This is a genomic window from Micromonospora sp. NPDC007230 (genome assembly GCF_042869115.1).
GTDB lineage: Bacteria > Actinomycetota > Actinomycetes > Mycobacteriales > Micromonosporaceae > Micromonospora.
In genome coordinates, this window is the sequence record NZ_JBIAFE010000031.1 from 71,183 (window position 1) to 81,475 (window position 10,293).

Below are 10,293 nucleotides of genomic sequence, written 5' to 3' on the forward strand. Positions count from 1 at the left end.
TGGCTCATGCGCGCCGATCGTCTCGTGGCCGTCCTGCTGCTGATGCAGATCCGTGGCCGGGTGACCGCGGCCGAGCTGGCCGCCGACCTCGAGGTGTCGGTCGCCACCGCCCGCCGGGACCTGGAGGCGCTCGCGGCGGCCGGCGTCCCGGTCTATCCGCAGCCCGGCCGCGGTGGCGGTTGGTCACTGGTCGGTGGCGCCCGCACCGACCTCAGCGGCCTGACGGCGGCCGAGGCGCAGGCACTGTTCCTGCTCGTCGGCCCCGCCGCCGTCTCGCCCGAGGCCAGGGCGGCGCTGCGCAAACTTCTGGGCGCGCTGCCGCGGACCTTCCGGGCCGACGCCGAGGCCGCCACCGCCGCGACGATGATCGACCCCGCACGGTGGGGTGAGCGGGATCGTCCCAGGCCTGCGATGGTCGACCTGCTGCAGACCACCGTGGTCCGGCGCCGCAAGGTCCGCCTGACCTACGCCGGCCGCGATCGGGAACCGACGGAGCGGCTGGTCGATCCGTGGGGCCTGGTCGACAAGGACGACACCTGGTACCTGCTGGCGGGAACCGACCGAGGACGACGGACCTTCCGCGTCGACCGGATCATCCAGGCCGCACCGACCGATCAGCCTGCCGGACGCCCGGACGACTTCGTCCTCACCGCCGCCTGGCAGGAGGTCGTCGACGAGATCGAACAGCGGCGTTCGAGGACCTGGGCGACCGTGCTCGTCCAGGAACGGTTCGTGCCGATCCTGCGTGACCAGTTCGGCCGGCACTGCCACACCGACGGCGAACCCGACCGGGGGCGGGTCCGCGTCCGCCTCGCCGCCCCGACCCCGCTGGACATCGCCCGGCACCTCGCCGGCTGGGGCGCGCTGATCGAAGTCATCGAACCCCGCTGCGTTCAGGACGAGCTCGCCCGCATCGGTGCCGAGCTCGTCAGCCGATACCCGGGTGGGCACACCGACCGCACGGCCGCCGCGATCGGGACCGGACACCGCGGTGCCGAGCACGGGAGGCCAGCTGCCGAGGGGTGACCTGGCCCTTGGGCGGTGGCGTCACTCACCGCGGACCGCCGGGTTGGCCACCCCCACTACGCCGGGGACATCACCTCGTAGAGGTTCCCGGAATCGTCGCGGAAGAACAGCCCCCGGGCGCGCAGTGGATGGTCGGTCCGCCCGTTGTCGGGTGCGCCGGGCTCACTGCCGTACGGCACCCCGCCGTCGCGTAGCCGGGCCAGGATCGCGTCGAAGGTGTCCGGGTCCACGTCGAACGCCAGGTGGTGGCCCTCGGGCGCGGGCACGCTCATGAAGTCCAGGGTGAGCTGATCGTTGACCCGTACCGGGGCGAAGTGGCCGCTGCGCCCGGCCGGCGCAAGCACCGGCAGCCCCATGATGTCGGCGAAGAACCTGGCCGCCGCCCGGTGGTCCCGAGCCGGGACGATCGTGTGGTTGAGGGTGACGCTCATCGGTCCTTCTCTGGTTCGGCCGGCACCAGCGCGCCGTGCAGGAACAGGTCGACCAGTTCGGCCGGGGTCGGCGTTGCGCCGGCCAGCGGGGTGCGGCTGGGCACCAGGACGGCCAGGAACAGGGCGGCGAGTTGGTCGGCGGGCAGCCGCAGCCGGTCCCTCTCGGGCGCGAGCAGCGCGGCGACGGCGGCCCGGACCGCGTCGGCCGACTCCTCCCGGGCCGATGCGCGGTCGCGGACCGGCGGGACGTCGCGCTGCCCGCGGCCTGGGCGGCCGGCGGCGTGGGCGGCGGCGAGCACCGCGCCGATCCGGTCGAGGTGCGCGCGCAGGGCCGTGGCGGCGGCGGTGAGCCGGTCGCCGAGAGGCTGATCGAGCGGGATCGCGGCCACCTCGCTGAGGGCCGTGTCGGGGCGCAGCGCCTCGGCGACGCAGGCGTCGAGCAGGGCGTCCTTGTCGGGGAAGGCGCGGAAGACGGTCGCCTCGCCGATGCCGGCGGCGCGGGCGACCTGGGCGGTGGTGACCGCGGCGCCGTGCGTGGCGAGCAGCGGCAACGCGGCCCGCACGATCATGGCCCGACGCTGGTCGGGGCTCAGTCCCGGCGCGCGGCGCCGGGGTGTCTCAGGGTCCGTCATGGCATCCAGCATGCGGAGTGAGTACTCACTCCGTCAACGGTTTTATCCCCGCCGTCGCGACCGGGCCGCCCAGATGACGTACGCGGGATCCCGGTCCAGGTTGTGCCGGTCCCGGTCGTAGCGGCGGGTGGTGCGCGGGTCGGCGTGCCCCATGGCGTCCTGCACGTCCTCCAACGGCACGCCCTCGGCGCGGGCGGTGGTGGCGAACGCGTGCCGCAGCGAGTGCGGGGACAGCTTCGCCCAGGCGGGGATCCCGGCGGCCCGGGCGAGCCGGCGGACCAGCCGGAACACCGAGTGCCGGTCCAGCCGGGCGCCGCTGGCGGTGACCAGCAGCGGCCCGGTCAGCTCGGGCACGGTCACCCCCTGCGCGGCGGCCCGGGCGGCCAGGTAGGCGTCCACCGCGTACGCGGTGCCGGGGGTGAGCGCGCGGCGGCGGACCTTGCCGCCCTTGCCGACGAACCGGACGCTGCGGTGCCCACGCTCCGCGCCCAGGTCGGTCAGGTCCAGCGAGATCAGCTCACCGACCCGCAGGCCCAGGTCGGCCAGCAGGGCGATGGCGGCCCGGTTGCGAGCGGCGGTCGTGCCGGTGTCCGCCTCGGCGGCCGCGAGCAGCGCGTCGACCTCATCCGGGGTCAGGCCGACCGTGGCGGAGTGGTCCCGGTCGACCCGCGGACGGTCGGCGGCGGCGACCGGGTTGGCGTCGACCGCACGCAGCTTGACCAGGAAGTCGTACCAGCTGGACAGCGCGGACAGGCGGCGGGCGACGGTGGCCGGGGTGAGCGGCCGGCCGCTGCGCACGCCGAGCGTGGCCTCCAACTCCCGGCCGTAGGCGTTGACGTCGAGGAAGCTGGCCCGCAGCGGGTCGAGGCCCCGGCCGGCGCACCAGCTCAGCCAGCCGGCCACGTCGCGCCGGTACGCGTCGCGGGTGTGCTCCGACAGCCGCCGGTTCCGCAGCCACGCCTCGGTGAAGTCGGCCGGCCCGCCGGTCAGGGCGGGCAGCACCGACCCGCGGGGCAGCACCTCGGGACGCAGCATGTGAGAAAGGCTCTCAGCCGGCGGGCGGAATCGCGACGAGGCGCGCCCGACCGGAATCCGACGAAGATCACACCGTTCCGCCACCTGGGCGGGCCACCAGCGGTTTTCCGGTCCGGGATACCGTCACCGGGTGCGTGCCAGCCGCCTGGTGTCCCTGCTGCTGCTCCTGCAGACCCGCGGGCGGATGACCGCCCAGGAGCTCGCCGACGCCCTGGAGGTCTCCGTCCGGACCGTCTACCGCGACGTCGAGTCGCTCGGCGCCGCCGGCGTCCCGGTGTACGCCGACCGCGGCCCGGCCGGCGGGTACCGGCTGTTGGAGGGCTACCGGACCCGGCTGACCGGGCTGACCGCGCCGGAGGCGGAGGCGCTGTTCCTGGCCGGGATGCCCGGCCCGGCCGCCGAGCTGGGCCTCGGTCAAGTGGTGGCCGCGGCCGAGCTGAAAGTGCTCGCCGCGCTCCCCGACGAGCTGGCCGACCGGAGCGGTCAGGTGCGGCAGCGGTTCCACCTGGACGCGCCGGGCTGGTTCCGCCAGCCCGAGCCCACCCCGCATTTGGCCACGCTGGCCCGGGCGGTGTGGGAGGACCGGCTGGTGGAGATCCGTTACCGGCGCTGGCGGGCCCCGCGCGAGGTGACCCGGGTGGTGGCCCCGCTGGGCGTGGTGCTCAAGGCGGGCCGCTGGTATCTGGTGGCCCGGTGCGGCGAGCAGCTGCGCACCTACCGGGTCGGCGCGGTGCTCGACCTGGTGGTGCGCGACGAGCGGTACGCGCGGCCGGCGGACTTCGACCTGGCCGGGTACTGGCAGGGGTGGACCGCGCGGTACGAGCGGGACGTCTACCGCGGGCAGGCGCGGGTGCGGATGACGGTGGCCGCGCTGGAGTTCGCGCAGCACGTCTTCCCGCCCGAGATGAGCCGGGCGGCCCGGGCGGCGGCCGGCGAGCCGGACGAGCACGGCTGGCTGGAGACCAGCGTGCCGATCGAGTCGGTGAAGCACGGCCACACCGAACTGCTCAAGCTGGGCGCGGAGGTGGAGGTGCTGGCGCCGGCCGAGCTGCGGGAGCGGCTGGCCGCCACCGCCCACGCCCTGGCCCGGCTCTACCCGGTGCGGACACCGGTGGGCGCCTCCGCCCCGGACGCCTCGACCGGTGAGTCGGATTGACCCCGCTCAGCACGGGGCGACCGGGTCGCCGACCCGGGCCGGCAGCAGCTTCTCGAACCAGTGCTGGGCGTACGGGCCGTCGTTGAACGCGGGGATCTCGCGGTAGCCGTGGCGGGCGTACAGGGCGCGGGCCTCGACCAGGTCGGCGCGGGTGTCCAGCCGGAGCCGGTCCGCCCCGCTCGACCGGGCGTACGCCTCCACGGCGGCCAGCAGGGCGGCCCCGCCGCCCGTGCCGCGGTGCGCGGGCCGGACGTAGACCCGGGTGAGTTCGGCCCAGCGGGGACGCCAGCGCAGGCCGGCACAGCCGGCGAGCTGCCCGTCGTGGCGGGCCAGCACGAGCAGCCCGGTGGGCGGCGCGAGGTCGTCGCTGGGCATCTCGGCCAGCGCCTCGGTCACCTCCGCCGGCCGCTCCGGCCGGCCGTGCCAGCGGCGGACCATCTCCGCCATGTACTCGCGCAGCAGGATCGCCGCTTCGGGGGCGTGGGGTGGGGTGGAACAGGTAGTCCAGGTCGTCACCGCTCGATCCTCACCGCACCGTCAAACGGCTTTCGCCCGCCCGATGCGCCGGTCAGGGGCGAACCGGCGGGTGCTCGGCGGCGAGGGCGACCCGGCGCAGCAGGTCCGACAGCAACCGCCGCTCCTGCGGGGTGAGCGCGCCGAGCACCCGGTGCTCCTCGTCGCCGACCACCCCGAGCGCGCGCCGCCAGGCCGTCCGGCCGGCCTCGGTCAGTTCGACGTCGATGCGCCGCCGGTCCACCGGCGAGGGGATCCGCCGGACGAACCCGCGGCGGACCAGCGCGTCCACCCGGGCGGTGATCGAGGCGGGCGCCATCCGCAGGTCGCCGGCGATCTCCGAGGGGGCGGCCCGGCCACCGCGTCCGGCCAGGGCGTGCAGGGTGCCGTACTCCTTCTCCTGGAGGTCCAGGTCGGCGAGGGCCCGGTCCTTCACCTCGCGCAGGTGCCGGGTGAGGACCGACATCCGGGTGACCGCGCCCTCCACGTCGGGATCGAGGTCGGGCAGGACGGGCAGCCAGCGCGCCACGTGCTGGTCGGTGCGGTCGCGGTCGGTCACCCGCCCCACGGTACGCCGTCGCCGAAATATTCGTTGTCGAAATGTTCGACGCCGAAGTATCCTGCCGGGGTGACACACCCCCTCCGGCTCCGCGCCTTCCGCCTGCTCTTCCTCGGCCGTACCGTCTCCGCCTTCGGCGACGCCGTCGTCCCCACCGCCCTCGCCCTGGCCGTGCTCCGCGCCACCGGCTCGACCAGCGCCCTCGCGGTGGTGCTGGGCTGCGCCATGGTGCCGCGGCTGCTGCTGCTCCCCCTCGGCGGCGTGGTCGCCGACCGGTTCGACGCCCGCCGGGTGGCCCTCGTGACCGACCTGGTGCGCTGCGCCGCCCAACTGGTCGTCGGTGTCGAACTGCTCGGCGACGCCCCGGCGCTGCTCCACCTCGCGGTCGCCTCCGCCGCCGGCGGCGCGGCCTCGGCCTTCGCCATGCCCACCGCGTCCCCGCTCGTCGCCGGCACCGTCGACGCCGAAGGGCGGCAGCGGGCCAACGCGCTGATGGGCGTCACCGCCAACGCCAGCCGGCTCGCCGGCCCCGCCCTGGCCGGCCTGCTGGTCTGGACCGCCGGCCCGGGCTGGGCGTTCGTGCTGGACGCCGCCTCGTTCGCGGTCAGCGCCGCCCTGCTGTCGGTCATCCGGGTCCGGCACGTCGCCGTCCCACACCGGTCGCTCCGCGCCGACCTGGTGCTCGGCTGGCGGGAGGTCCGCTCCCGCGACTGGTACTGGAGCAGCCTGCTCGCGCACGGCGTGTGGAACGGCGCCGCGGCGGTGCTGCTCACCGTCGGCCCGGTGGTCGCCGTCGATCGCCTCGGCGGGGAGGGCGTCTGGGTGCTGCTGCAGCAGGGCGGCGCGGTCGGCCTGCTGCTCGGGTCGCTGCTCGCCGCCCGGGTACGCCCCGCCCGGCCGGTGCTGCTCGGCAACCTGGCCCTGGCCACGTACGCGGCGCCGCTGCTCCTGCTCGCCGCCGCCGCGCCCGCTCCGGTGAGCATCGCCGCGTACTGCCTCGCGCTGGTCGCGCTCGGCTTCCTCAACCCGGTCTGGGAGACCGTGGTGCAGGGCCAGTTCCGGCCCGACGTGCTGGCCCGGGTCACCTCGTACGACTGGCTGATGTCGCTGGGCGCCATGCCGATCGGGTACGCCCTCGCCCCGCTCGCCGCCCGCGCCTGGGGGCCGTCGACGCCCCTCGCCGTGGCCGGCGTGCTGGTGCTGCTCGCCTGCGCCGGCACCGCCGCCGTTCCCGGCGTACGCCGGCTGCGCTGGCCGGTCGACGCCCCGCCCGCGCCCGTGGCGCAGGTGCCGGCGGGGCGCTGACCGGAGCGGTCAGAGCCGATGCCCGGTGGTGGCGTCCACGTGGTCGGGCACCTCGTCGTGCCGGTCCCCCACACTGGACGTCCCGGACGGCTCGAACATGAGGATCGACGCGCCGTCCGGCGCGGACGGCCGGTGCTCCACCCCACGCGGCACCACGAACACCGCGCCGCGCGGCAGCACCACCTCCCGCTCGGCGCCGTCCCGGCCGTCGCGCAGGGCGATCCGCAACTCCCCGTCGAGCACCAGGAAGAACTCGTCGGTGTGCTCGTGGGAATGCCAGACGTGCTCGCCGGCCACCTTCGCGATCCGGACGTCGTAGTCGTTGACGGTGGTCACGATGCGCGGACTCCACAGCTGGTCGAAGCGCCCTAGGGCGGCTGCCAGCTCGATCGGCTCAGCTTCCATCCACCCATCGTCGCCCACGATCACAGGGGACGGTGCATCACGTGCAACCCGACCCGGCCCAGGGCCGGGTGCTCGAACGCCTCCGGCACCGTGCCGATCACCGCGAAGCCGAGCCGCCGGTACAGCTCAACGGCCGCCACGTTGCTCTCCACCACGGCGTTGAACTGCATCGCGGCGTAGCCCCGGCGGCGGGCCCAGGCCAGGGCGTACTCGGCCAGGGCCCGGCCGACGCCCCGGCCCCGGGCGTGCGCGGCCACCATGAAACTGGCGGTGGCCACGTGCGCGCCGGGGCCGGGCCGGTTGGTGCCCATCTTCGCGGTGCCCAGCACCGTGCCGTCCGCCTCGGCGACCACCGTGTGCCCGGGCGGCCGCTCCACCCACACGTCGTACGCGACCTCCGCGGGCCACGCCGGGTCGTACGGGAAGGTCTCCCCGGCCGTGATGACGTCCTCGACGATCGGCCAGACCTGCACCCAGTCGGCCTCGGTGAACTCCCGGATCCACATTCCGGGCACGGTAGTCAGCCGGCCCGCCGCGGAGCGAACCGGTTTTCCGGCGTCCGTACCCGAACCGTGACCTTCCCGCCGTGGCACGGGACCCCGCGCGGGGCGGGCCTCGCCCATCATGGGCACATGGTCGAACCCGCCACCGACCTGGACCGCCGCGAGGCGCCGCCCGAGGTGGCCGGGCCACCGCCGGCCGGTCCCCGCTCCGTCGGGCCGTGGCTGGTCGGCGGCGCGGTCAGCGCCGTGCTGCTGCTGCTCGCCGGCCGGTACGGCTACCACCGCGACGAGCTGTACTTCCTGCTCTGCGGCCGGCACCTCGACTGGGGGTACGTCGACCAGGGTCCGCTGGTGCCGGCCCTGGCCCGGCTGCTGGACACCCTCGCACCCGGCAACCTGGTGCTGCTGCGTACGCCGTCGGCGCTGATCGCCGGCGCGGCGGTCGTGGTGGTCGCGGCGATCGCCAGGGAGTTCGGCGGCGGCCGGGGCGCGCAGCTGTTCGCCGCGTTCCTCGCCGCGGTGGCGGGCATCGTGCTCGCCCCCGGGCATCTGCTCAGCACCACCACCGTCGATCTGCTGGTCTGGCTCGTCGCCGCCTGGTGCGCGCTGCGGATGCTGCGCACCGGCGACACCCGCTGGGCCCTCGGCGTCGGCCTGGCGCTCGGCGTCGGCATGCTGAACAAGCTGCTGCCCGCCCTGCTCGCGGTGGGCCTGCTGGCCGGGGTGGCGATCGGCGGGCCACGTCGGCTGCTGCGCGACCGGTGGGTGTACGCCGCCGCCGGCATCGTCGCCGTGCTCGCCGCGCCCTACCTGCTCTGGCAGGCCGCGCACGGCTTCCCCCAGCTGACCGTGGCGTCCTCGATCGCCGACGGCGACAGCTCCTACAGCGGCCGGCTGGAGGCGCTGCAGCTGCAACTGGTCATCATCAGCCCGGTCGCGGTGCCGATCTGGGTCGCCGGGCTGGTGGCGCTGCTGCGCCGGCCGGCCTGGCGGGCGTACCGGGCGATCGGCTGGGCCTGGCTGGTGGTGTTCGCCATCGTGCTGCTCGCCGGCGGCAAGGGCTACTACGACGCCCCGCTGCTGTTGGCGGTCACCGCCGCCGGCGCGGTCGTCACCGCCGAGTGGGCCGGCCGGGGCGCGGTGCTCGCCCGGCGGGCGCTGCTCGCCGCCGGCGCGGCCGTGGCGGTGGCCGGCAGCGCCGTCCTGCTGCTGCCCACCCTGCCGGCCGACCGGCTGCCCGGCTTCGTGGTCGACGTCAACTACGACGCCGGCGAGACCATCGGCTGGCCGGCCTTCGCCGACTCGCTCGCCGCCGTCCACCGCGGCCTGCCGCCCGAGCAGCGGACGCGCGCGGTGATCCTCACCGGCAACTACGGCGAGGCGGGCGCGGTGGCCCGGTACGGGCCGCAACGCGGCCTGCCGCGGGCCTACTCCGGGCACAACAGCATGGCCGGATTCGGCCGCCCGCCCGAGGACGCCGACGTGGTCATCGCGGTCGGCTGGGCCCGCCCCGACCAGCTACGAGGCTGGTTCACCGAGGTCACCCAGGCCGGCCGGATCGACCAGCGGGTCGACGTCGACAACGACGAGAACGGCCTGCCCGTCTACGTCTGCCGGGGGCTGCGGCGGCCGTGGTCGCAGATCTGGGACACCGAGGTACGCCACGCCGGCTGAGCATATTCCGAGCGCACGCCGATCATGATCGCTACAGTCTCGCCCCGTGGCCGCCCTCGTCTCCCACCGGTTCACCCAGGACGCCGCCCGGCGGCCCGACGCCGCCGGCCTGGTTCTGGTCGACACGGTGGTCGAGGAGCGAGAACGGGAGTACGAGCCGGGCTCCCCCGCCGCGCGAGCTGGCGATACGGTGCGGCATCGGATCGCCGCCCCGCATCGGCCGCGACATACACCACGACGAACCCGACCTCGTGGCGGAGGAGTTCACGACGATGCTGAGAGGAATCCGGGGTTGACCGACACCAGGACCAGACTGCTGGCCGACCTGCGGCGGATCGAGGACGACGACTACCAGCTCCGACCCGGCGAGCGGGAGGCGGACTTCGTCCCGGCGCTGCTGGCCCACATCGGCGACCCCGCGCCGGAACTGCGCGACGAGCTCGTCTACCCGACCTTCCGCGCCTTCATCACGGCTGGCCGGCTCACCGAGGAGGAGCTGCGCACCCTGCTCGGCACGCTGCTCGACGACCGGCACCTCTTCCACGGCATCGGCGACACGGGTGACCCGAGCGTGTTCACCCATACCTTCAGCATGCTGGTGGTCGCGCTAGTGCTGGAGCGGCACCGCCGCCACCCGTTCCTCGCCGCCGGCCAGTTCACCCAGGTACGCGACGCCCTGCTGCGCTACCACCGCCAGGAGCGGGACCTGCGCGGGCTCGTCGCCGAGGACGGTTGGGCGCACGCCGCGGCACACGGCGCGGACGCCCTCGACGAACTGGTTCGCTGCCCGGAGGCCGACCCGGCCACCTGCCGCGCCGTGCTGGACGCGCTGCGCGGCCTGCTGCACAACGGCACCACGACCCTCGCCGAGGAGGAGGACGAGCGGATCGCCACGGTCGTGGATGCGCTGGTCGAGGAGTCGCTGTTGCCCGCGCAGGAGATCGCCGAGTGGCTCGGCGGCCTAGGGCGTGTCCTGCCGATCTTGTAGTGGTTGATCGTTGACGATGTGCCGGTGGTGCGTCGCGGGGAGTTGACTGATGAGGCGTGGTCAGTG

Annotated in this window: 12 protein-coding genes; 5 read left to right on the top strand and 7 right to left on the bottom strand. The window is 75.2% G+C overall.

Going from position 1 to position 10,293, the window contains the following annotated elements; genetic code table 11:
* Positions 1 to 6: 6 nt before the first annotated feature.
* Positions 7 to 1,026 carry a helix-turn-helix transcriptional regulator gene (locus ACFYML_RS31910; RefSeq protein ID WP_387424161.1) on the top strand — a complete coding sequence of 340 codons (1,020 nt, stop codon included), beginning with the start codon at positions 7 to 9 and terminating at the stop codon, positions 1,024 to 1,026.
* A 56-nt stretch (positions 1,027 to 1,082) separates the two neighbouring features.
* On the opposite strand, the gene ACFYML_RS31915 is transcribed toward ACFYML_RS31910, so the two are convergent.
* Genes ACFYML_RS31915 through ACFYML_RS31925 form a run of 3 tightly spaced genes read right to left on the bottom strand, consistent with a single transcriptional unit; the run spans position 1,083 to position 3,124 of the window.
* Entirely contained in the window at positions 1,083 to 1,457 is a 375-nt protein-coding gene (locus ACFYML_RS31915; RefSeq protein ID WP_387424162.1) for a VOC family protein, read from the bottom strand.
* Positions 1,454 to 2,089, bottom strand: a complete 636-nt coding sequence (locus ACFYML_RS31920; RefSeq protein ID WP_387424163.1) for a TetR/AcrR family transcriptional regulator — start codon at positions 2,087 to 2,089, stop codon at positions 1,454 to 1,456. The genes ACFYML_RS31915 and ACFYML_RS31920 overlap by 4 nt, the downstream gene beginning before the upstream one ends.
* A 42-nt stretch (positions 2,090 to 2,131) precedes the next feature.
* Positions 2,132 to 3,124, bottom strand: a complete 993-nt coding sequence (locus ACFYML_RS31925; RefSeq protein ID WP_387424164.1) for a tyrosine-type recombinase/integrase — start codon at positions 3,122 to 3,124, stop codon at positions 2,132 to 2,134.
* Between the two features lie 130 nt (positions 3,125 to 3,254).
* On the opposite strand from ACFYML_RS31925, the gene ACFYML_RS31930 reads away from it, so the two are divergent.
* Positions 3,255 to 4,280 carry a helix-turn-helix transcriptional regulator gene (locus ACFYML_RS31930; protein WP_387424165.1) on the top strand — a complete coding sequence of 342 codons (1,026 nt, stop codon included), beginning with the start codon at positions 3,255 to 3,257 and terminating at the stop codon, positions 4,278 to 4,280.
* Between the two features lie 6 nt (positions 4,281 to 4,286).
* Here ACFYML_RS31930 and ACFYML_RS31935 read toward each other — a convergent pair whose 3' ends face one another.
* The gene (locus ACFYML_RS31935) at positions 4,287 to 4,796 is read right to left on the bottom strand and encodes a GNAT family N-acetyltransferase (RefSeq protein ID WP_387424166.1); all 510 of its coding nucleotides are present in this window, start codon (positions 4,794 to 4,796) and stop codon (positions 4,287 to 4,289) included.
* A gap of 52 nt (positions 4,797 to 4,848) precedes the next feature.
* Complete coding sequence (locus tag ACFYML_RS31940; RefSeq protein ID WP_387424168.1) at positions 4,849 to 5,352, bottom strand: MarR family winged helix-turn-helix transcriptional regulator; 504 nt, start codon at positions 5,350 to 5,352, stop codon at positions 4,849 to 4,851.
* A gap of 69 nt (positions 5,353 to 5,421) precedes the next feature.
* On the opposite strand from ACFYML_RS31940, the gene ACFYML_RS31945 reads away from it, so the two are divergent.
* A complete protein-coding gene (locus ACFYML_RS31945; RefSeq protein WP_387424169.1) occupies positions 5,422 to 6,657 on the top strand; it encodes an MFS transporter in 1,236 nt (411 codons plus the stop codon).
* Between the two features lie 9 nt (positions 6,658 to 6,666).
* Here the strand turns inward: ACFYML_RS31945 and ACFYML_RS31950 are convergent, their stop codons facing one another.
* Both ACFYML_RS31950 and ACFYML_RS31955 read right to left on the bottom strand, forming a co-directional pair.
* Positions 6,667 to 7,062 carry a cupin domain-containing protein gene (locus ACFYML_RS31950; protein WP_387424170.1) on the bottom strand — a complete coding sequence of 132 codons (396 nt, stop codon included), beginning with the start codon at positions 7,060 to 7,062 and terminating at the stop codon, positions 6,667 to 6,669.
* A 20-nt stretch (positions 7,063 to 7,082) separates the two neighbouring features.
* Positions 7,083 to 7,568 (bottom strand): GNAT family N-acetyltransferase, encoded by a 486-nt coding sequence (locus ACFYML_RS31955; RefSeq protein ID WP_387424171.1) that lies wholly within the window; start codon positions 7,566 to 7,568, stop codon positions 7,083 to 7,085.
* 126 nt (positions 7,569 to 7,694) lie between these two features.
* Between ACFYML_RS31955 and ACFYML_RS31960 the strand changes: the two genes are divergently transcribed.
* Together ACFYML_RS31960 and ACFYML_RS31965 are read left to right on the top strand one after the other, a co-directional pair.
* Positions 7,695 to 9,239: a glycosyltransferase family 39 protein gene (locus ACFYML_RS31960; RefSeq protein ID WP_387424172.1), complete on the top strand. Its 1,545-nt coding sequence runs from the start codon at positions 7,695 to 7,697 to the stop codon at positions 9,237 to 9,239.
* A gap of 292 nt (positions 9,240 to 9,531) precedes the next feature.
* Positions 9,532 to 10,227, top strand: coding sequence for a DUF2785 domain-containing protein (locus tag ACFYML_RS31965; protein ID WP_387424173.1), 696 nt, complete (start codon positions 9,532 to 9,534; stop codon positions 10,225 to 10,227).
* Positions 10,228 to 10,293 lie beyond the last annotated feature (66 nt).

Excerpts from the sequence above, each read along its gene's own strand:
- ACFYML_RS31910 (WP_387424161.1), top strand. The coding sequence starts at position 7 with ATGCGCGCCGATCGTCTCGTGGCCGTCCTGCTGCTGATGCAGATCCGT.
- ACFYML_RS31915 (WP_387424162.1), bottom strand. The coding sequence starts at position 1,457 with ATGAGCGTCACCCTCAACCACACGATCGTCCCGGCTCGGGACCACCGG.
- ACFYML_RS31920 (WP_387424163.1), bottom strand. The coding sequence starts at position 2,089 with ATGACGGACCCTGAGACACCCCGGCGCCGCGCGCCGGGACTGAGCCCC.
- ACFYML_RS31925 (WP_387424164.1), bottom strand. The coding sequence starts at position 3,124 with ATGCTGCGTCCCGAGGTGCTGCCCCGCGGGTCGGTGCTGCCCGCCCTG.
- ACFYML_RS31950 (WP_387424170.1), bottom strand. The coding sequence starts at position 7,062 with ATGGAAGCTGAGCCGATCGAGCTGGCAGCCGCCCTAGGGCGCTTCGAC.
- ACFYML_RS31955 (WP_387424171.1), bottom strand. The coding sequence starts at position 7,568 with ATGTGGATCCGGGAGTTCACCGAGGCCGACTGGGTGCAGGTCTGGCCG.
- ACFYML_RS31960 (WP_387424172.1), top strand. The coding sequence starts at position 7,695 with ATGGTCGAACCCGCCACCGACCTGGACCGCCGCGAGGCGCCGCCCGAG.